The organism is Bacteroides sp. AM37-9, assembly GCF_003603455.1.
GTDB classification, from domain to species: domain Bacteria; phylum Bacteroidota; class Bacteroidia; order Bacteroidales; family Bacteroidaceae; genus Bacteroides; species Bacteroides xylanisolvens.
Genome location: NZ_QTNF01000001.1, coordinates 152,279 through 172,843, shown reverse-complemented (window position 1 = coordinate 172,843; position 20,565 = coordinate 152,279). Strand labels below are relative to the sequence as shown.

Annotated in this window: 18 protein-coding genes and 2 tRNA genes; 11 read left to right on the top strand and 9 right to left on the bottom strand. The window is 40.6% G+C overall.

The window, feature by feature from the left end:
• Window positions 1-18: 18 nt before the first annotated feature.
• A complete protein-coding gene (proB, locus tag DW862_RS00585; protein WP_004312998.1) occupies window positions 19-1,101 on the bottom strand; it encodes a glutamate 5-kinase in 1,083 nt (360 codons plus the stop codon).
• Window positions 1,102-1,206: 105 nt separating this feature from the next.
• On the opposite strand from proB, the gene DW862_RS00580 reads away from it, so the two are divergent.
• The gene (locus tag DW862_RS00580; RefSeq protein WP_120067091.1) at window positions 1,207-2,355 is read left to right on the top strand and encodes a pyridoxal phosphate-dependent aminotransferase; all 1,149 of its coding nucleotides are present in this window, start codon (window positions 1,207-1,209) and stop codon (window positions 2,353-2,355) included.
• On the opposite strand, the gene DW862_RS00575 is transcribed toward DW862_RS00580, so the two are convergent.
• The 8 genes from DW862_RS00575 to ribD form a co-directional block, all read right to left on the bottom strand.
• The gene (locus tag DW862_RS00575; protein ID WP_004313000.1) at window positions 2,324-2,557 is read right to left on the bottom strand and encodes a DUF2007-related protein; all 234 of its coding nucleotides are present in this window, start codon (window positions 2,555-2,557) and stop codon (window positions 2,324-2,326) included. The two genes, DW862_RS00580 and DW862_RS00575, sit on opposite strands and share 32 nt — an antisense overlap.
• A 73-nt stretch (window positions 2,558-2,630) precedes the next feature.
• The gene (gene murI, locus DW862_RS00570) at window positions 2,631-3,473 is read right to left on the bottom strand and encodes a glutamate racemase (protein ID WP_004313001.1); all 843 of its coding nucleotides are present in this window, start codon (window positions 3,471-3,473) and stop codon (window positions 2,631-2,633) included.
• Between the two features lie 108 nt (window positions 3,474-3,581).
• A complete protein-coding gene (locus tag DW862_RS00565; protein ID WP_004310501.1) occupies window positions 3,582-4,097 on the bottom strand; it encodes an OmpH family outer membrane protein in 516 nt (171 codons plus the stop codon).
• 56 nt (window positions 4,098-4,153) lie between these two features.
• Window positions 4,154-4,669: an OmpH family outer membrane protein gene (locus DW862_RS00560; RefSeq protein ID WP_004313002.1), complete on the bottom strand. Its 516-nt coding sequence runs from the start codon at window positions 4,667-4,669 to the stop codon at window positions 4,154-4,156.
• Window positions 4,670-4,692: 23 nt separating this feature from the next.
• Window positions 4,693-7,347, bottom strand: a complete 2,655-nt coding sequence (gene bamA / locus DW862_RS00555; protein ID WP_004313003.1) for an outer membrane protein assembly factor BamA — start codon at window positions 7,345-7,347, stop codon at window positions 4,693-4,695.
• A 30-nt stretch (window positions 7,348-7,377) separates the two neighbouring features.
• Entirely contained in the window at window positions 7,378-8,112 is a 735-nt protein-coding gene (locus DW862_RS00550) for an isoprenyl transferase (RefSeq protein ID WP_004313004.1), read from the bottom strand.
• A 25-nt stretch (window positions 8,113-8,137) separates the two neighbouring features.
• A complete protein-coding gene (locus DW862_RS00545) occupies window positions 8,138-9,802 on the bottom strand; it encodes a DUF6242 domain-containing protein (protein ID WP_120067090.1) in 1,665 nt (554 codons plus the stop codon).
• Window positions 9,803-9,944: 142 nt separating this feature from the next.
• Complete coding sequence (gene ribD, locus DW862_RS00540; protein WP_120067089.1) at window positions 9,945-11,000, bottom strand: bifunctional diaminohydroxyphosphoribosylaminopyrimidine deaminase/5-amino-6-(5-phosphoribosylamino)uracil reductase RibD; 1,056 nt, start codon at window positions 10,998-11,000, stop codon at window positions 9,945-9,947.
• A gap of 36 nt (window positions 11,001-11,036) precedes the next feature.
• On the opposite strand from ribD, the gene prmC reads away from it, so the two are divergent.
• The 10 genes from prmC (at window position 11,037) to DW862_RS00490 (ending at window position 20,557) form a co-directional block, all read left to right on the top strand.
• Window positions 11,037-11,873, top strand: a complete 837-nt coding sequence (prmC, locus tag DW862_RS00535) for a peptide chain release factor N(5)-glutamine methyltransferase (protein ID WP_008024480.1) — start codon at window positions 11,037-11,039, stop codon at window positions 11,871-11,873.
• Window positions 11,870-12,352, top strand: a complete 483-nt coding sequence (locus tag DW862_RS00530) for a regulatory protein RecX (protein ID WP_004299786.1) — start codon at window positions 11,870-11,872, stop codon at window positions 12,350-12,352. Before prmC ends, DW862_RS00530 begins: the two co-directional genes overlap by 4 nt.
• A 78-nt stretch (window positions 12,353-12,430) precedes the next feature.
• Window positions 12,431-13,069, top strand: coding sequence for an orotate phosphoribosyltransferase (pyrE, locus tag DW862_RS00525; protein WP_004313008.1), 639 nt, complete (start codon window positions 12,431-12,433; stop codon window positions 13,067-13,069).
• A gap of 95 nt (window positions 13,070-13,164) precedes the next feature.
• Window positions 13,165-13,575: an SRPBCC family protein gene (locus tag DW862_RS00520; protein ID WP_008024483.1), complete on the top strand. Its 411-nt coding sequence runs from the start codon at window positions 13,165-13,167 to the stop codon at window positions 13,573-13,575.
• 9 nt (window positions 13,576-13,584) lie between these two features.
• Window positions 13,585-14,925, top strand: coding sequence for an argininosuccinate lyase (gene argH, locus DW862_RS00515; protein WP_120067088.1), 1,341 nt, complete (start codon window positions 13,585-13,587; stop codon window positions 14,923-14,925).
• A gap of 93 nt (window positions 14,926-15,018) precedes the next feature.
• A tRNA-Gly gene (locus DW862_RS00510) sits at window positions 15,019-15,091 on the top strand.
• 16 nt (window positions 15,092-15,107) lie between these two features.
• Window positions 15,108-15,191 (top strand) — tRNA-Leu (locus DW862_RS00505).
• A 281-nt stretch (window positions 15,192-15,472) separates the two neighbouring features.
• Window positions 15,473-16,015 carry an RNA polymerase sigma-70 factor gene (locus DW862_RS00500; RefSeq protein WP_004314638.1) on the top strand — a complete coding sequence of 181 codons (543 nt, stop codon included), beginning with the start codon at window positions 15,473-15,475 and terminating at the stop codon, window positions 16,013-16,015.
• Between the two features lie 70 nt (window positions 16,016-16,085).
• On the top strand, window positions 16,086-17,072 hold the full coding sequence (locus DW862_RS00495; protein WP_008776417.1) for a FecR family protein: 987 nt from the start codon (window positions 16,086-16,088) through the stop codon (window positions 17,070-17,072).
• A 161-nt stretch (window positions 17,073-17,233) separates the two neighbouring features.
• The gene (locus DW862_RS00490; protein WP_008024491.1) at window positions 17,234-20,557 is read left to right on the top strand and encodes a TonB-dependent receptor; all 3,324 of its coding nucleotides are present in this window, start codon (window positions 17,234-17,236) and stop codon (window positions 20,555-20,557) included.
• Window positions 20,558-20,565: the final 8 nt, after the last annotated feature.

Below are 20,565 nucleotides of genomic sequence, written 5' to 3'. Positions count from 1 at the left end.
AGTTGACCTTATTATTGATTATTCAATGTATAGATAGTCATAATGTACTACCGGTTTCTTTCCATGCTTACCGATTGCTTCTTGTGCCTGCTTGGAATCGCAGTTCACCTTTCCAACGCCCACTTGATTTCCTTGAAAGTCCATGATACGCACAATGTCATCTTTCTCAAATTCACCTTCAACGTGAGTAATTCCGATGGGGAGGATACTGACAGCCTTTTCAGAGTTTAGAACTTCTGTCGCACATTCGTTGATGTGAATTTCTCCTTTGGCAAACCCCTCGCTATGAGCAATCCATTTCTTGACACTGGATACCGGTTCGTTTGAAGGAACAAAACGTGTACAAAGCGTTTCTTTCGGATGCTGAAGCAAATCTACCAGAATATTATCCCGTTTCCCGTTGGCAATAATCACTGTAATTCCTTCATCAGCTACTTTGCGGGCAATATTTGTTTTCGTCAACATTCCCCCCCGTCCGAAACTGGACTTCGTTGCCTGAATATAATTGGATAAATCTTTTCCGTGATCGATCTCCCGGATAACAGAAGAACCCGGATCGGCAGGAGAACCATTGTAAATTCCGTCGATGTTGCTTAGGATAATGAGAGCCTGTGCATCCATCATGGAAGCGATGAGTCCGGACAATTCATCATTATCAGTGAACATAAGCTCGCTGACGGAAATTGTATCATTCTCGTTGACAATAGGAATAACATTGTTTTCAAGCATTACCGTCATACAGTTTTTCTGATTCAGATAATGGCGGCGGGTACCGAAACTTTCTTTCGTGGTTAACACCTGACCAACAGGAATACTATGCTCGCGGAAAAGTTCGTAGTAACGGTTGATGAGCTTAGCTTGACCTACGGCAGAAAACAACTGGCGTTGGTCTACACTATCGAGTTTTTTCTGTGGATGCACTTCACTGCGCCCGGAAGCAACAGCTCCCGAAGAAATCAGAATGATTTCCACCCCGGATTTATGTAATTCCGCTATCTGGTCAACAAGTGCCGACATACGGGTAACGTCCAGCGTTCCGTCTCGGCGTGTCAATACATTGCTTCCTACTTTTACTGCGATTCGTGTAAATTCCTGTTTCATTCCTACTAACGATTTGAAAGCACAAATATAGAGCTTTTTACCGATATGTTACCAAAACAGGCTAAAAAGAATTATCTTTGCAGTCAGATAGAGAAAAGATAAGCAATGAAACATACAAACCCACAAGTAGAACAGATGACCTCTTTCATCGTAATGGATGTGTTGGAGAGGGCGAACGAATTGCAAAAACAAGGCATTGATATTATTCATCTGGAAGTTGGCGAACCTGATTTTGATGTGCCGGCCTGTGTGGCGGAAGCGGCAAAAGCGGCTTATGATCGTCATCTGACTCATTATACACATTCTTTGGGTGATCCGGAACTGCGACGGGAAATTGCCGCTTTTTATCTGCGCGAATATGGGGTAACGGTAGATCCGGATTGTATTGTCGTGACTTCCGGGTCTTCTCCGTCTATTCTTCTTGCATTGATGTTGCTCTGCAATCCGGATAGTGAAGTGATTCTTTCCAATCCGGGGTACGCTTGCTATCGCAATTTTGTGTTGGCAACGCAAGCCAAACCTGTTTTGGTTCCTTTGTTTAAAGAATATCTGCAATACGACATAGAGGCTATCCGTAAGTGTGTGAATCCGCATACTGCGGCTATCTTTATCAATTCTCCGATGAATCCGACCGGAATGTTGTTGGATGAAAAATTCTTGAAGGACGTAGCTGCATTAGGAGTTCCTGTCATTTCAGATGAAATTTATCACGGCCTTGTGTATGAAGGGCGTGCACACAGTATCCTTGAATATACCGATCAGGCTTTTGTCCTGAACGGATTCTCTAAACGCTTTGCGATGACGGGGCTTCGGTTGGGCTATTTGATCGCACCTAAATCTTGTATGCGATCTTTGCAAAAGTTACAGCAAAATCTGTTTATCTGTGCGTCCAGTGTTGCCCAGCAGGCAGGGATTGCCGCATTGCGGCAGGCTGAACCGGACGTGGAACGGATGAAGCAGGTTTATGATGAGCGTCGCCGATATATGATTGCCCGCCTTCGGGAAATGGGTTTTGAAATAAAAGTAGAACCTCAAGGGGCATTTTACATTTTTGCTGACGCACGCAAATTTACTACCGACTCTTATCGTTTTGCATTCGATGTACTCGAACATGCACGCGTCGGCATTACTCCCGGGGTGGATTTTGGTACGGGAGGCGAAGGATATGTACGTTTCTCCTATGCAAACTCATTGGAGAATATCCGCGAAGGGCTCGACCGCATCAGTCGTTATCTTTCTCGGCCCGGCTCCTGATAAGTGCGGTGGCCGCTTCGTATTGATCCTCGGTGACAAGAACGGATACGGAAGGAGCGATATAGGGTGCCAGTGTACCCATAATCCCATCTTTGATTACGCAACGGATGTCATTGCTTTCTAATAGCCCTTTGATGATCTCGGCTTCCCATGGGGATCCGGAGAATACTTCTATTGCTTTGCTATAATCTTCTTCTTTCATGATCTTGCTTATTAGGGGTTATCTACAAATATAACAAAAAAGAGAGAGAAATGGTTACTTTTTTTCTTAAATTTTATTCGAGCGTGATGTGTTTTACATTAATCTGCTGTTTTAGGAAAGTAGAGGCCGATTCTGAAAACTTTTCTTCCGCTTCGGTCGTGTAAAACTGGCAGTTCCCATTTTTCGTGCATTTTGCATCCATTTCGGGATGCCTTTTCAGATAGTCTTTCAGACTTTCCGCAACATACTCGCCTTGCGCAATTACACTGATATGCTCCGGAATATATTGCCGGATTTTGGGTAGAAGTATGGGGAAATGAGTACATCCGAGAATGACAGTATCTATTTGAGGATCCTTCGATAGCAATTGGTCGATGTACTTCCGGATAAAATAGTCTGCTCCTTCGTCCTGTGATTCATTGTTTTCAACTAGTGATACCCACATCGGACAGGCTGTGCCGCTGACCTGGATTTCAGGAAATAGCTTGTGTATTTCCAACGGATACGATTCGGATTTGATGGTGCCTGCTGTTGCCAGTACACCGATATGCTGGTTTTTGCTTATCTCTCCGACACACTCTACGGTAGGGCGGATGACTCCGAGCACACGGCGAGCCGGATCGATGCCTGGTAAATCATTCATCTGAATACTGCGCAAAGCTTTTGCGGAAGCTGTATTGCAAGCTAATATAACCAGGTGGCAGCCCATATCAAATAGTTTGTTGACCGCTTGCCGGGTAAATTCGTATACGACCTCAAAAGAACGTGTTCCGTAAGGAGCACGTGCATTATCTCCCAAATAGATATAATCATATTCCGGTAATACTTCTCTTATTTTATCTAAGATGGTCAGACCTCCGTAACCGGAGTCAAATACTCCGATCGGTCCGGGCGTATGGGATAGATGTTGCTTCATGACACACTTGATTTATATACGCAAATGTACGCCAAAAAAAGGGAAAGAGAAAGAAGTTGATCCTTCTTTCTCTTTCCCTTTTGGTATTTCTTTATTCTTGGTCAGTTCTTATTTGATACCAAGATTTGCTTTTACCTTGCTAGTCAAGTTGATGCTCTGTGATTCGTTTACGTATGGAATCGAAGTTCTTGCCAGGTCGAAGATGTAGATTACACCTTCAGCAGCGCCTACGGCTTTGATAGCATTGTCCAACTTCTGATAGATAGGAGCCATGGCATCATTTTGTGCTTTCGCCATTTGCTGTTGAGCATCTTGTTGGAATTGCTCTTGTCTTTGCATCATATCTTGCAATTCTTTTTGTCTTCTTTCAGCGATGTTGGGAGGAAGAGAATCCTTAGCGATAGCTTGTTGGAATTCCTGATATTTCTTGTTGAATTCTTCCTGCGTTCTCTGAAGTTCAGCAGTAAGTTGTTTTTCTAAAGTCTGAATGTCATTTTGAGCTTTGGTGAATTCCGGCATCACAGTGATGATTTCCTGTGCATTAATGTGGCCGAATTTCAGGTTCTGTGCAAATACACCCATTGGGAGTGCAAGCAACATTACAAGTGCAATTTTTTTTAGCATAGTTCTATAATTTATTTGAATGATTTTTAGTTATTTCCAGCTGCAAATGTATGAAATTAATTTGAATATCCTAATCTTCTTAGTATTTCATCACTAATATCTATGCGTGGATTTGCAAATATTATACCTGTAGCAGAGGCTCTGTCGATAATTAAATCATATCCATGTTGCTGTGATATAGCTTTCACGGCTTCATAAATATCATCCTGAATCGGAGTAATCAACTTGTCTCTCATCTTGGCTAATTCGCCTTCCGGACCGAAGTAGTTACGCTTCAACTCGGCTGCTGCTTTTTCTTTAGCTACGATTGCATCTTCTGTCTTTGTCTTTTGTGCGGCAGAAAGAGTGGAAGATTTTGCCTGGTAGTCCTGGAACATCTTCTGTGCTTCTTTTGCCAGGGCTTCTACTTCGCTCTGGTATTTCTTCGTAGCTTCTTGCATTTGCTCATTAGCACTTTGAGCTGCCGGAATATTCTTCATGATATATTCCGTATCGATCAGTGCAAACTTCTGTGCATTTGCCGCCATGCTGACAGCAAACAGCACCATGATTAATAGAACAGACTTTCTCATAACGTTTAGTTTTTGATGATACATTAGAATTCTTGTCCTAAGATAAAGTGGAATTGACTTCCTCCGTATTGTTTAGAACCAAATACTTTATCGAAACCGTAACCCCAGTCAATACCCATCATACCAATCATCGGCAGGAAGATACGAACACCGACACCGGCAGAACGTTTCAACTCGAATGGATTGAATTTCTTGATATCGTGCCATGCGTTACCAGCTTCAAGGAAACCTAACACATAAATGTTAGTACTTGTTTCCAGCATCAACGGATATCTTAATTCAATACCGAGGCGTGCGTAAGCATAACCTTCAGATCCGTATGGAGTTAATGAGCTGTTTTCGTAACCACGTAAAGCGATACTTTCAGTTGCATAAGTTGAATAACCGGTCATACCGTCACCACCCACGTCGAATGTTCCGAACGGAGATTTCTTGTATTGGTTGTAGTGACCTAACAAACCGAATTCAGTACGTGTCATTAACACCAGACATTTCGGATGTGCAATCGGGTCCATCAACGGAGTATACGTTTTGCCTTTGAATTTCCATTTGTGGTATTCTATCCATTTATGAAGTTTATTCATGTTGTCTTGGGTAATGCTACCTGTTTCAGGGTTACTATAATATCCCTTATAGTCTTTACCGTCCATCAATGAGTAAGGCGGTGTAAGCTGAACTGACAATGAGAAATCTGAACCTGAACGGGGGAAGATCGGGTTGTCAATAGAGTTACGTGCCAAAGTTAATGAAATGCTAAGGTCATTACATTTACCATTGGTTACCGGGAAGTATTGCCAGTCGCTTAAGTTGTAGCGTTGGTAAGCTAATTCTGCAGAAAGAGTGAAATAGTCATCCGGCCATTTCAGACGTTTACCCCAACCTACGGAAAGTCCCCACATCTTGATAGACTTGTCCGGGTCATAATAGTTTTCGTAGTTGTTATAGTTACCGTAATTGTACATACCATAACCACCGTAACCACTATACATGCTGTTGTAGTAGTTGTTGAAATAGCTGGAATTGTAGTAACGGCTACTGATGTCTGTCTGTACAGAGAAGAAGGCCGATACAGAGAATGAGTTCGGACGTTTACCGCCAAACCATGGATCGAAGAATGAAATACTGTATGATTGGTAGTATTTAGCATTCGTCTGTCCGCTGATAGTCAATGTCTGGCCGTCACCTTGCGGCAGGATACCACGGTAGTTTTCACCCGGGTGTAACAGGTTGGCTACAGAGAAGTTGGTAAACTTCAAACTCAACTTACCAATGATACCCGTTTGTCCCCAACCGGCAGAGAACTCTACCTGGTCGTTGGCTTTGGAAGTCAAAGGCAAACCTATGTCAACAGTTCCGTTCATCGGATCCGGTTGAATATCCGGTTGCAGTTTTTCCGGGTCAAAGTGGCCCATTTGCTGGATTTCACGTAAAGAACGCATCAAGTCTTCTTTGCTGAACAGCTGTCCCGGGCGGATACGAAGTTCACGGCGAACGACGTTTTCATACAAACGGTCGTTACCACTGATCTTAATCTTATTGATAGTAGCCTGACGGCCTTCATAGATTCTCATTTCAAGGTCGATAGAGTCGCCTACGATATTTACTTCTACCGGATCAAGGTTGTAGAAGAGGTAACCGTTATTGTAATATAAGTTACCGATAGCATCGTCGTCTGTAGAAACACGCTCATTCAACAACTTCTGGTTGTATACATCGCCTTTCTTCATACGAAGTAGGAAGTTCAACTGTTCCGACGGATAAAGAGTATTACCTACCCATGTCACGTTGCGGAGATAGTATTTCTGACCTTCGTCTATATCCAAATATACATCTACCGTCTTTTCATCATATTGTGAAACGCTGTCTTTAACGATCATTGCATCACGATATCCCAGCTCATTATACTTGTCGATGATAAGTTGTTTATCTGCTTCAAAGTTTTCCGGCACGAATTTCTTGGTGCGGAACAAGTTTAGAAGTTTACCTTTCTCATTGGTTTTCTTCATTACTTTTTTCAGCTTGGAAGCCTTGATTGCAGTGTTTCCTGCAATGGTGATTTTGTGTACTTTGATTTTCTCCTTTTTGTCTATATCAATGTCCACAATCACCTGATTCTCGCTGGAAGGATCGTCTTTCTGTGCGATGATTACTTCGGCATTTTTGAATCCCTTGTCATCAAAATAACGTTTGATCAATGTTTTGGCACGGTCTACGGTATTCGGAGTAATCTGCATACCTTTTACCATTCCTAGCTTGGCCTCAAGGTCGGTACGTTCTGACTTTTTCACACCGTGGTAGCGTACATCTGCGATACGTGGGCGTTGTGTCAGACTGATTTTTAACCAGATTTTGTTGCCTTCTATTTTCTCGGCTGTGATTTGTACATTTGAGAACAAACCATGACGCCAATAACGTTTGATTGCTCCAGTGATTTCGTCACCCGGCACAGTAATTGTTTGTCCTACCGATAGTCCGGATAGTCCAATCAATACATAGTCTTCATAATTCTTTACGCCTTCAACTTTAATATCTGCTATCTCATACTTTTTGGGTGTTCCGGAGTATAAGATGACAGGTTTTGAGTCTTCATCAGTATTAGCATTTTGCGCAACGCCTGTTGTCGCAAAGCAGCACAGGCAGACAAACGTTATGAATATAAAGGAAATACGATAATGCATTTATGTTATAATTTGATGTTTCGAGTTATATTAGCTGATCTGTTCACTGGTTTTGCCGAATCGGCGTTCCCTTTGTTGGTATTCCCAAATGGCTTTGTAGAGTTCTTCTTTGTCGAAGTCCGGCCAGAAGGTATCACAAAAATAAAGCTCCGAATAAGCACATTGCCATAGAAGGTAATTGCTTAGCCGGATTTCTCCTCCCGTTCGGATCAGTAAATCCGGATCGGGCATAAAATTAGTATCCAGATGAGATGAGATACACTCATCGGTTATTTGCTCGGGAGATATTTCTCCCGTTTTTACTTGCGTTGCTATTTGCCGTACCGCTTCTGTTATTTCCCAACGGGATGAGTAACTAAGAGCTAGTACCATATACATTCCACTATTTTTGGACGTGCGTTCTATACATGACGTCAAACTTTTCTGAACTTCAACCGGTAACTTCTTGAAATCACCGATTACGTTGAAGCGAATATTGTTCTTCATCAGTGTCTCTTCTTCAATAGATTCTAGCAATAGATTCATCAAAGCCGCTATCTCGTCTTGCGGCCGATTCCAGTTCTCGGTTGAGAAGGTATAAAGTGTCAGGTACTTAATCCCCAGTCTGGCAGCATCTTCAGTAATATTCTGTACCGTTTCTGCGCCAGCACGGTGACCGTAAGTACGTTCTTCCCCTCGTTGTTTTGCCCATCGTCCGTTTCCATCCATAATGATGGCTACGTGTTGTGGTATCCGAGTTTTGTCTATTTGTTCTATATAGGACATCTTTTTATTTTAAACGTATACGTTTTTATTTCCCGGCATGTTCCGGATCTTTATCAAACCATAGCTGATTCAAGCGACCACGCCATACTTCTGAATTATGACTATATGAGCGTTTTACTGTGGTAGTAGCTCGTGAGCTGTCTTCTTTTTCTACTTCTTCATCAAAGCTAACATTGTCGTTTTTGCCGAATATGAATACTAAATAATTATTAGCTCTGTTCTGGGCATCTTTTTCTGTGTCCACTACCATAGAAAAGTTCTTTCTGCCTCTAAATTCGGGGAACTTAATAGGATCATATCCAATGTTCTCTTTAGACCAATTTTGATGAGGGAATGAGAACTTTTTATTAGCTTTTTCCCAATCACGTCCTGATGGTGAAGTATAGAATGCTTCAAATCCGTCTCCAAATAGATAAAATTGAGAATTATAATGAATAATAATAGGGTTTTTTAGTTCTGGGCAATATCTATAGGTTGAACCGGCAGGGAGATCTCCCCATCCGCTTACTATAATATTTTCTTTAATAGGGGTATCATTGTCGTCCAAAATAGGCTCTCTGTTCTCATTCAATTTGTTGACCTCTTGAGATTCTTCAGAATATATCCATGCGACAGCTATCGCAATGTCAGTGCCATCATTTGAAAGAGTGGTGGATTTTTCCGCTTCACCAATTAATAGCACACCTTGAGTTCCATTCCTATTCTCATAATTGGTATATGAGGTAATTTTACTTGGAAATTTTTTTCTGGCTTCTCCATCAAGATATTTTTTGTTGTTGTCATATAGAGCGTATTCCTCATTTACTCCATCAGTACTGGTTGTGAAAATATACTTATTATCATTAACTTTTTTGATATAACTAATCCTTGCATTCTTTTCAGAGTCGAATTTCTCTTTGATAGGCGCTAAGAACAGTTCAATATTGGTTAAAGAAGTTAGCGCACTCCAATTAATACCATCTTCTGATGTATAGGCGTATACAGTATTGTTATTATCTTTAAACGTTGCATACAACATATCTTTGAATTCGATGATAGAGGTGGGTAATGTTTTTATAGAATTCTCTATTCCTACTATCGAATTAGGAGACCAATTGTTTAAACCACTAACTGTGTTCTTGTATACTTTAAGTCCTGATGTGGTTTCTGTATATGTTAAGACATTAGACCCTAAAATAATGGATCTTTGAGGACCAGTTATATTATTGTCACCAGCTCCTACTATATACTCCCATCTTAACGAATCCGGATCATGCTTGTGCACATTTACTTTGATCTTGTACTCCTTAGTCTGATTAGGAGATATACCCGCCAATGCTTCTGTTGACCATACTTTTATAATAAGTTCTTTCCGAAGATCGATCGAATCATTAATGTTTAAGACAGAATCGTTTCCGCTTTTGTCCTTCATCGTAACGACACCTGATGCCGTTGTTAATGTTTTGATTAAAATCTTGTCAATGATGGTATCGGCATGAACAGGAAGAGAGTCTTCGTTATAGATTTCACGTGATAATTGGTCAATAGTGAATTTATACTTTACCCCATACCCCCCGATTGTGTCAAGTTCAAACGCATGTATAGTTGCATCCGGGCTATATTCGATGTTATTATCGTCATCAAGACATGACGTTATAACAAATGACACCATGAAAAAACTCGCAATGAATGATAAAAACTTTATTTTCATTTGAAAGATTGTGTTTATTTACAAGTTGCAAAAATAGAAACATTTTTTCCGATAATGAACATTACAGGTAAGTTTTATATAAAATTATAGATAATAACACTGTTTTTATCGACGTAAAACCCCCTGAATAGAACTATCTTAGCTATATTCGACGAACATAATGCCAAATTTGTCTTTCGAAGTGTTCTTCTATCGAATAACTAAAATTATCGTCCATTTGAGGTGCTTTAACACCGGAGTGTAACCGGCTGGGGCACTTTTCGATATAGGCTTCATCCCATAGCTCATTATCAATGAATGACTGCAGCAATTGCCTGCCTCCTTCCACCAATAATGATTGTATTTTTCGTTGATACAATGCTTCCATGATCTGTTTCAATGGGTTATGGTTAAAGTTGATGGTGATATATGTGATGTTCTTTTTTTCTGGCTGTTGTTTTTCAGTAAAGATTAATGTAGGCACGTTGCCATCGAATATTTGTAAATCATTAGGTAGGGATAGCGTGCGATCTAACACAACGCGTATCGGGTTGTGCCCATACCAGTTGCGTACCGTAAGTGACGGATTATCCAATAAAGCAGTTCGCCTGCCTACCATAATCGCATCCGCCTCCGCTCTTTTTTTATGCACTAGCATGGAAGTAAGAGGAGAGGAGAGGACTATCGGTTTTCCGTCTGTACGTTCTATATCAATAAAGTGATCGGCTGATTCTGCCCATTTCAGTGTAATGAAAGGACGGTGAAGTGTATTAAAAGTGATAAAACGACGAATCAGCGAATTGCATTCTTCCTCTAATACACCGACTGTCACTTCTCGTCCTGCATCCCGTAATTTCTGAATTCCCCGTCCGGCCACTTCTGAAAAAGGGTCTTGGCAACCGATAACAATGCGTGGTATCTGCTTCTCTATAATAAGATCGGCACAAGGAGGCGTTTTCCCATAGTGGGAACAAGGCTCCAGACTGACATAAATCGTAGAACGTTTCAACAATGACTCATCTTTGACAGAACGGATCGCATTAACCTCCGCATGCGCCTCTCCACAGCGAATGTGGTAACCTTCGCCGATAATTCGCCCGTCACATACGATAACGGCCCCTACCATCGGGTTTGGAGATACGTTGCATAACCCATTCTTTGCAAGCTCAATGCAACGTCTCATGTATTTTTCTTCTTCCATTTTGGTGCTCTTCGCCATATTATTCTTACTTTTGCACTCCGAAATTGTGAAAATATGAATCGTATCACCGCTTACATTCGCCAATCTTTGCAGGAAATCTATCCACCGGAGGAGGTAAAAGCCCTTTCGATGCTGATTTGTTGCGACATGTTAGGTTTAGATGCGCTCGATATTTACATGGGCAAAGATATAATTTTATCCGAATGCAAACAGCGTGAATTAGAAAACATTATATTCCGTTTACAGAAAAATGAACCTATACAGTACATTCGTGGTGTTGCGGAGTTTTGTGGAAGGAATTTTAAGGTTGCTTCCGGCGTGCTGATTCCCCGGCCGGAGACTGCGGAGCTTGTAGAACTAATAGTAGAGGAGAATTCGAATGCTCGTCGTCTATTAGATATAGGTACGGGAAGCGGATGCATTGCAATCTCTTTGGATAAAAAACTTCCGGATGCAGAAGTAGAAGCTTGGGATATTTCGGAAGAAGCATTGGCTATTGCTCGTAAAAACAATGACGCCTTGGAAGCTCGGGTGAGATTTCTACAAAGAGATGTTCTGGCCGATGACTGGGAAAAGATACCGTCTTTCGATGTTATTGTCAGCAATCCGCCTTATGTGACCGAAACGGAAAAGAACGAAATGGACGCTAATGTCCTTGATTGGGAACCGGGGCTGGCCCTGTTTGTTCCTGACGAGGACCCTTTACGGTTTTATAATCGTATCGCCCGTCTGGGAAGTGAATTACTCTTGCCAGGTGGGAAACTTTATTTTGAAATCAACCAGGCCTATGGCCGGGAAACAGCACACATACTTGAAATGAACCAATATCGTGATGTTCGTGTTATAAAAGACATATTTGGAAAAGATAGAATAGTTACAGCTAACCGATGAGTGCACAATTAACTGATGAAGAGGCTTTGAATCGCGTAGCCTCTTACTGCTCCACTGCTGAGCATTGCCGGGCAGAAATAAATGAGAAGTTACAACGTTGGGGAATTGCCTATGATACCATTGCGCGTATTCTTGACCGACTGGAATCAGAGAAGTTTATCGATGATGAACGTTTCTGCAGAGCTTTTGTGAATGACAAGTTCCGCTTTGCCAAGTGGGGGAAAATGAAAATAGCCCAAGGGCTTTATATGAAGAAGATCCCATCTGATGTGGCATGGCGTTATCTGAACGAAATTGATGAAGAAGAATACCTTTCTATTCTGCGTGACCTGCTGGCTTCCAAACGGAAAAGTATCCATGCAGCAGACGATTATGAATTGAATGGAAAGCTGATGCGATTCGCTATGAGTCGTGGCTTTGAACTGAAAGATATTAAGCGTTGTATCGACATTCCCGATGAAGAGGAACAAATTGACTGAAAAAATAAACGGATTCTTCTTTTTATTCTCGTTCAATTTCTGTACTTTTGCGGCAAATAATTAATAGTTAGTTTAGTTATGAAAAACTTAGAGAGACTATTTGCGGAGAAACTGTTGAAGATTAAAGCTATTAAACTTCAACCCGCTAACCCTTTTACATGGGCTTCTGGATGGAAATCCCCCTTTTACTGTGACAACCGTAAAACTCTGTCCTATCCTTCTCTTCGTAATTTTGTGAAGATTGAAATTACACGTCTGATATTGGAACGATTCGGACAGGTGGATGCGATTGCTGGTGTGGCTACAGGTGCTATCCCGCAGGGAGCTTTAGTGGCTGATGCATTGAATCTGCCGTTCGTGTATGTTCGTTCTACCCCCAAAGATCATGGATTGGAGAACCTGATTGAAGGTGAACTTCGTCCGGGTATGAAAGTCGTAGTCGTAGAAGATTTGATTTCTACAGGTGGTAGTAGTTTGAAGGCTGTTGAAGCAATTCGTCGCGATGGTTGCGAAGTGATCGGTATGGTTGCAGCTTATACGTATGGATTCCCGGTAGCAGAAGAGGCATTCAAAAATGCGAAGGTGACTTTGGTAACGTTGACCAATTATGAAGCAGTGCTTGATGTTGCTCTTCGTACAGGTTATATTGAAAAAGAAGACATACAGACATTGAACGAATGGCGTAAAGACCCTGCTCATTGGGATGCTGGAAAATAAGATTCATTTTTTGATCAAACATATTTGGTAAAAAGAACTGTTCGGACAATATTTGGCCGGATTGTTCTTTTTTTGTTTTATACTAATAGAAGTTTATGAGTAATTTTGAGAGTAGTGTCAAGGTAATACCTTACAGCCAGGAGCGCGTATATAATAAACTTTCGGATTTAAGTAATCTGGAAGCAGTCAAAGACCGTTTGCCAAAAGATAAGGTGCAGGATTTGAGTTTTGATTCGGACACGTTGAGTTTTAGTGTTTCCCCTATTGGGCAATTGACTTTGCAAATTGTAGAGCGCGATCCTTGTAAATGTATAAAGTTGGCAACAACTAACTCTCCTCTTCCTTTTAATATGTGGATTCAACTGGTTGAAACTGCAGAAGAAGAGTGTAAAGTGAAGGTTACTATCGGAATGGATCTTAATCCATTTATGAAAGCAATGGTGCAGAAACCTCTCCAGGAAGGTTTGGAGAAGATGGTTGATATGCTGGCAGTTATTGAATATTAAACTTTTTTTATGGCACAGAAACTTTGGGAGAAGTCCGTACAGGTAAATAAGGATATCGAACGTTTCACGGTAGGTCGTGATCGTGAGATGGATCTTTATTTGGCCAAGCATGATGTGCTTGGTTCTATGGCTCATATTACGATGCTTGAAAGCATTGGGTTGTTGACGAAAGAAGAACTGGACCAGTTGCTGGTGGAATTGAAGAGTATTTATGCCTCGGCTGAAAAAGGCGAATTTGTGATAGAAGACGGGGTGGAAGATGTACATTCGCAGGTAGAATTGATGTTGACCCGTCGTTTGGGTGATATCGGAAAGAAAATACATAGTGGCCGTTCCAGAAATGATCAGGTTCTGTTGGACTTGAAACTTTTTACCCGTACGCAAATTAAAGAGGTTGCCGAGGCAGTAGAACAACTATTTCATGTCTTGATCTGTCAGAGCGAACGATATAAAAACGTTTTGATGCCGGGATATACACACCTGCAGATTGCAATGCCTTCTTCTTTTGGCTTGTGGTTTGGTGCCTATGCTGAGAGTCTTATGGACGATATGCTGTTTCTACAGGCAGCATTTAAAATGTGCAATCGTAATCCGTTAGGTTCAGCAGCCGGATATGGTTCGTCTTTTCCTCTGAACCGTACCATGACGACTGACTTATTAGGTTTTGATTCAATGAATTACAATGTTGTATATGCTCAAATGGGGCGTGGAAAGATGGAACGCAATGTTGCTTTTGCATTGGCTACGATTGCCGGAACAATCTCCAAATTAGCTTTTGACGCCTGTATGTTTAACAGTCAAAACTTCGGTTTCGTCAAGTTGCCCGATGACTGCACCACAGGATCCAGCATTATGCCTCATAAGAAGAATCCTGATGTGTTTGAACTGACACGTGCTAAATGCAATAAATTGCAATCGCTTCCCCAACAGATTATGATGATTGCGAACAATCTGCCTTCCGGCTATTTCCGTGATTTGCAGATTATCAAAGAAGTTTTCCTTCCTGCTTTTCAGGAATTGAAAGACTGTTTGCAGATGACAACCTATATCATGAATGAAATAAAGGTAAATGAACATATTCTTGATGATGACAAATACCTTCTTGTTTTTAGTGTGGAAGAGGTAAATCGTTTGGCGCGTGAGGGTATGCCTTTCCGTGATGCATATAAAAAGGTGGGTTTGGATATTGAAGCAGGTAAGTTCTCGCATACTAAAGAAGTACACCATACTCATGAAGGTAGTATAGGTAACCTCTGTAATGCAGAAATCTCCGCATTGATGCAGCAAGTGATCGATGGATTCAACTTTTGCGGAATGGAGAAAGCGGAGAAAGCACTGCTTGGAAGATAAAATAAACTTTCGGAGGATAGTTTTTTAAACTTTCCTCCGAAAAGATTTGGCAGAAACAAGTAAACTACTTATCTTTGCACCCGTTGAAAAAACGCGGAAATAGCTCAGTTGGTAGAGCATAACCTTGCCAAGGTTAGGGTCGCGAGTTCGAGTCTCGTTTTCCGCTCTTTCTTTGAAAGGATGCTCGAATGGTGGAATGGTAGACACGAAGGACTTAAAATCCTTTGGCCATTGCGGCTGTGCGGGTTCAAGTCCCGCTTCGAGTACGAGTATTCTTTATAAGGCTTCATGAATCATTGATTCATGAAGCCTTTTTATTTTTATGGGTGTATAATATACATTTTATTTATTTTCTGGAAAGCTCTATATGATAGCTGCTTGGAAGAAATAAACCAAAAAAGAGTTATAATATTTTTTTATTGTGTTATTAATCTTTTATTTTGCTTTTAGATTATGATTTAATGTATAATATTATATTGAATCATTCCTTAGACCTAAATATATGTAATATTTGATTTAACCGCTAACACTGAAAAATACTAGAGAGATGGAGAATAATGACAGGCAGATTGAATTAAAGTTTCAGAGGTTTTTCACTGTGAATTTTCCAAAGGTAAAGAACTTTGCTCAAATGCTGCTAAAATCGGAAGCGGATGCAGAAGATGTGGCTCAAGATGTTTTCTGTAAGCTCTGGTTGCAGCCTGAGTTGTGGCTGGATAATGATAAAGAACTAGACAATTATATTTTTATAATGACTAGAAATATAGTTCTGAATATCTTTAAACATCAACAGGTAGAACAGGAATATCAGTCGGAAGTTATAGAGAAGACTCTTCTTTATGAATTAACAGAAAAGGAAGAGATCTTGAATAACGTATATTATAAGGAGATGTTGATGATTATTCAACTCACCCTGGAGAAAATGCCGAAGCGTCGGAGGTTGATATTCGAACTTAGTCGTTTCAGGGGATTAAGTCATAAAGAAATAGCTGATAAACTCGATGTTTCTATCCGAACAATAGAGCATCAGGTTTATTTGGCATTGATCGAATTAAAGAAGGTACTCCTCTTTTTTATTTTTTTTCTCTAATATTTTTAAGTAGTATGTATGTAGTAGTTGTATTTAGTGTATAAAGCCCAAAAAAGAAAGAAAAAGATTCATGAAAAATTATATTCAACAACTCGTAGAATTGTTCGGTCATAATAGTTATTCAGCCGGAACACAGAAGAAAGTACAACAGTGGTTGGCTGACGAGGATCATGTTGATGAAAAGAATGAGGCTCTTCGTGAGCTATGGAAACAAGCCGGAGAGCAGAAAGTGCCTGATGGCATGCAACAATCAATACAACGAATGCGGCAGAATCTGGGAATGCAGTCTATCACTTCACGTAGAAATTACCAGTTGCTTATATGGAGAGCTGCAGCTATTTTCTTGTTAGCAGTCTCATCCGTTTCTATTTATTTGATGTTGGAAAAGGAACGGCCGGAAAAAGATTTAGTTGAATGCTATATACCGACAGCGGAAATTCGTGAACTTACATTACCGGATGGTACAAATGTCATGCTGAATTCGAAGAGTATACTACTATATCCGGAAAAATTTACAGGAGAGACTAGAAGCGTATATTTGATTGGTGAGGCCAACTTTAAAGTGAAACCGGATAAGAAGCATCCTTTCATTGTAAAGGCCAATGATTATCAAGTTACTGCTTTAGGTACTGAATTTAATGTAAATGCTTATCCGGAAAATAGCGAACTGATGGCTACTTTGCTGGAAGGTAGTGTGAAAGTTGAATTCAATAACTTGCTGTCCAATATTATTTTAAAGCCTAATGAACAGTTGGTATATGACAAACATACGAAAGCGCACAATCTGCGGATGCCTGAGATAGATGATGTGACAGCATGGCAACGTGGGGAATTGGTTTTTAGTAATATGTATCTGGAGGATATTTTTACAAGTCTTGAACGCAAATTTCCTTATGCTTTTGTATATAGCCTTCATAGCTTGAAAAAGAATACATATAGTTTCCGCTTCTCCAAACAGGCGAATCTGGAGGAAGTTATGAAGATTATATCGCAAGTTGTAGGAAATGTAAACTATGTTATCAAGGGAAATAAGTGCTATGTAACTAGTAAAGAATAAATATATTGTAGAACCTTTTAAATTTAATACGTAATGCAAAAAAATACCCGGAAGGAATGGCCGTTCCTCCCGGATATGAAATCAATCTCTTTTAATATTAGCGTAATATTGACGCTATTCTGAATGATCCTAGAATAATAACCAATTAACTAATACTAAAGATGCTACAAATCTACGAAAAAATAGCAGAAAAAATAGCTCATAAGCGGGTCTTTCTCACTTTTTTAAGTCTTATTCTTATACAGACTTTCGCTTTGGCTCAAAATGATAGTAAAATAACTATCCAGCAAAAGAACATCACTGTCATTGATGCCTTAAAAACTGTGGAAAAACAGTCTAAAAAGTCTATAAATTATAGTGATTCCGAATTAAAAGGAAAAGTAATAGCCCAGTTAAACTTGCGGAACGCATCCCTCGAAACCGCACTTGATACCATCTTAAAAGGGACGGGCTTTTCATTCCAGATTCAAGGTAACTACATCATAATAGCTGAAAAGAAGCCTGTAGTTGCACAAACCCTTAAAAATATCAAAGGAAAGGTTACTGATGAAAGCGGTGAACCGTTGATTGGAGTAAATATATCTGTGGATGGTAGTTCTACAGGTACGATTACCGATTTCGATGGTAACTTTACGATCAAGGCGGCAGAGAAATCTATTCTCAAAGTATCTTATATCGGATATGCTGCACAGATAATTCCTGTTTCCAAGAAAGATTTCTATCCGGTTGTAATGAAGCAGGATACAGAAGTGCTCGATGAAGTTGTTGTGACGGCATTGGGTATCAAACGTGCAGAAAAGGCGTTGTCTTACAATGTACAACAAGTCAAGGGAGATGCTCTGACTACGGTAAAAGATGCTAACTTCGTAAACTCGCTGAACGGTAAGATAGCCGGAGTGAGTATAAACAAAAGTGCTAGTGGAGTTGGTGGTGCGACACGTGTTGTAATGCGTGGTGCAAAATCTATTGAAGGTGATAATAATGCTTTGTATGTGGTGGACGGTATTCCTTTGTTCAATACCAATATGGGAAATACCGACAGTGGTATTATGGGTGAAGGTAAGGCCGGAACAGAAGGAATCGCCGACTTCAATCCCGAAGATATTGAAAGTCTTTCTGTTTTGAGTGGTCCTTCGGCTGCTGCGTTGTATGGTAGTAGTGCCGCTAACGGTGTAATTTTGATTACCACTAAAAAAGGAAAAGAAGGAAAACTTTCAGTGCAGTTCTCTTCTTCTTCAGAGTTCAGCAAAGCTTATATGACTCCTGAGTTTCAAAATACGTATGGTAACAAAAAAGATATGTATGAAAGCTGGGGTGAGAAACTGTTGACTCCTACAAGTTATGATCCTAAGAAGGATTTCTTTAATACCGGAACAAACTTTATTAATTCGGTTACGTTGACCACCGGTACGAAATCGAATCAGACTTTTGCTTCTGTTTCTTCTACCAATTCCAAAGGTATTGTACCTAATAATGAATATGATCGTTTGAATTTCACAATCCGTAATACGGCAACTTTCCTTAATGATAAATTACAACTCGATTTAGGTGCGTCGTATGTGAAACAGAAAGACAAGAATATGGTATCGCAAGGACAATATTGGAATCCGGTGATGGCCGCCTATTTGTTCCCTCGTGGTGAAGACTTTGATGGAATTAAGTCATTCGAACATTTCGATGAAAGTCGCCAACTTCCGGTTCAGTATTGGCCGGTGGCAGATCCGGTATATGCTTCACAGAACCCTTACTGGACTGCTTATCGCAATGTAGCTACGAATGAAAAGAGTCGTTATATGTTCAACGTAGGGTTGACTTATAATATTACCGATTGGTTGAATGCGACAGCCCGTTTCAGAATGGATGACACACATGTATTGTTTGAACGCAAGATTTACGCTTCATCCGACGATAAATTTGCGGAAGGAAAGAAAGGACTGTATGGATACAATAACTATGAAGACCGTCAGGAATATGCCGACTTTATGTTGAACGTAAATAAACATATAGCTGATTTCAGTATTTCTGCCAATGCGGGTTGGAACTATTCTAACTATTGGGCATTGGAGAGAGGATACAAAGGGACATTATTGGGAGTGCCCAATAAATTTGCGGCTTCTAATATCGATCCGGCTAATGGTCGTATCTCAGAAAAGGGTGGTGATAGTCGTGTACGTAATCATGCTGTTTTTGCCAATTTGGAACTTGGTTGGAAGAGTATGCTTTATTTGACGCTGACCGGACGTAATGACTGGAATTCACGTTTGGTGAATACCGATGAAGAATCTTTCTTCTATCCCTCAATCGGTCTGTCCGGGATTATTTCCGAGATGGTCAAATTGCCCGAATTTATCTCTTACCTGAAAGTTCGCGGTTCGTATACGGAAGTCGGTGCGCCTGTATCCCGTTCGGGACTGACTCCGGGTACGGTAACTACCCCTATTGTGGGTGGTGCATTAGATCCTACCGGTATCTATCCGTTTACTGATTTCAAGGCAGAGCGTACAAAGTCATACGAATTTGGATTAAGTCTGAAGTTGTGGAATAAATTAAGTGCGGAGGTAACCTACTATCATTCTAATACATACAATCAGACCTTCTTGGGTGATCTTCCGGAATATACCGGATACAAGCAGATTTATTTGCAGGCCGGTAATGTGGAAAATCGTGGTTGGGAGGCTTCATTAAGCTATTCCGATCGGTTTAAGTTCGGATTAGGAATCTCTTCAACATTGACATTCTCTCGAAATATAAACGAGATTAAGGAGATGGTTGAAAACTATCATACGGATTTGATGGATGAACCGATTAATATTCCGGAGGTTTTGAAGGATGGTGGTCGTGTCATCTTGAAAGAAGGCGGAAGTATCCACGATATTTATGCCAACACCTTCTTGAAGAAAGACCACCTGGGATATGTTGAGGTAAAGAGCGACGGAACCTTTGGAATGGAAAAGGGGGAACCTGTTTATTTGGGAAAAACTTCTCCTGACTTTAATCTGGGATGGAGTAATATGTTGACATACAAAGGCTTTGGACTCGGGTTCCAGATCAACGGGCGTTTTGGTGGTGTGGTGACCTCTTCTACAGAGGCATTGCTTGATCGTTACGGTGTGTCCAAACGTTCGGCTGAGGCTCGTGAAGCGGGAGGCGTATTGTTGAAGGGACAAGGTCTGGTAGATGCGAAGTCTTATTATCAGATGACAGGTACGGGAAATTATGAAACTTCCGGTTACTATGTATACAGTGCCACCAATATTCGTTTGCAAGAACTTACCTTTAGCTATACTATGCCTAATAAGTGGTTTGGTAACGTGTTGAAAGATGTTACAGTTTCGTTTATAGCCAACAATCCTTGGATGTTGTATTGCGAAGCTCCGTTCGATCCGGAACTGACTCCTTCCACTAGTACTTACGGACAAGGTAATGATTATTTTATGCAACCGAGTGTTCGTAGCTTTGGCTTCGGTATTAAATTTAAATTATAATACACCTT

Excerpts from the sequence above, each read along its gene's own strand:
- DW862_RS00575 (WP_004313000.1), bottom strand. The coding sequence starts at position 2,557 with ATGAAAGAAGAAGATTATAGCAAAGCAATAGAAGTATTCTCCGGATCC.
- ribD (WP_120067089.1), bottom strand. The coding sequence starts at position 11,000 with ATGGCGAAGAGCACCAAAATGGAAGAAGAAAAATACATGAGACGTTGC.
- DW862_RS00500 (WP_004314638.1), top strand. The coding sequence starts at position 15,473 with ATGGAGAATAATGACAGGCAGATTGAATTAAAGTTTCAGAGGTTTTTC.
- DW862_RS00530 (WP_004299786.1), top strand. The coding sequence starts at position 11,870 with ATGAGTGCACAATTAACTGATGAAGAGGCTTTGAATCGCGTAGCCTCT.
- DW862_RS00520 (WP_008024483.1), top strand. The coding sequence starts at position 13,165 with ATGAGTAATTTTGAGAGTAGTGTCAAGGTAATACCTTACAGCCAGGAG.
- murI (WP_004313001.1), bottom strand. The coding sequence starts at position 3,473 with ATGAAGCAACATCTATCCCATACGCCCGGACCGATCGGAGTATTTGAC.
- proB (WP_004312998.1), bottom strand. The coding sequence starts at position 1,101 with ATGAAACAGGAATTTACACGAATCGCAGTAAAAGTAGGAAGCAATGTA.
- DW862_RS00565 (WP_004310501.1), bottom strand. The coding sequence starts at position 4,097 with ATGCTAAAAAAAATTGCACTTGTAATGTTGCTTGCACTCCCAATGGGT.
- DW862_RS00490 (WP_008024491.1), top strand. The coding sequence starts at position 17,234 with ATGCTACAAATCTACGAAAAAATAGCAGAAAAAATAGCTCATAAGCGG.
- DW862_RS00545 (WP_120067090.1), bottom strand. The coding sequence starts at position 9,802 with ATGAAAATAAAGTTTTTATCATTCATTGCGAGTTTTTTCATGGTGTCA.
- argH (WP_120067088.1), top strand. The coding sequence starts at position 13,585 with ATGGCACAGAAACTTTGGGAGAAGTCCGTACAGGTAAATAAGGATATC.
- prmC (WP_008024480.1), top strand. The coding sequence starts at position 11,037 with ATGAATCGTATCACCGCTTACATTCGCCAATCTTTGCAGGAAATCTAT.
- bamA (WP_004313003.1), bottom strand. The coding sequence starts at position 7,347 with ATGCATTATCGTATTTCCTTTATATTCATAACGTTTGTCTGCCTGTGC.
- DW862_RS00560 (WP_004313002.1), bottom strand. The coding sequence starts at position 4,669 with ATGAGAAAGTCTGTTCTATTAATCATGGTGCTGTTTGCTGTCAGCATG.
- DW862_RS00550 (WP_004313004.1), bottom strand. The coding sequence starts at position 8,112 with ATGTCCTATATAGAACAAATAGACAAAACTCGGATACCACAACACGTA.
- pyrE (WP_004313008.1), top strand. The coding sequence starts at position 12,431 with ATGAAAAACTTAGAGAGACTATTTGCGGAGAAACTGTTGAAGATTAAA.
- DW862_RS00580 (WP_120067091.1), top strand. The coding sequence starts at position 1,207 with ATGAAACATACAAACCCACAAGTAGAACAGATGACCTCTTTCATCGTA.
- DW862_RS00495 (WP_008776417.1), top strand. The coding sequence starts at position 16,086 with ATGAAAAATTATATTCAACAACTCGTAGAATTGTTCGGTCATAATAGT.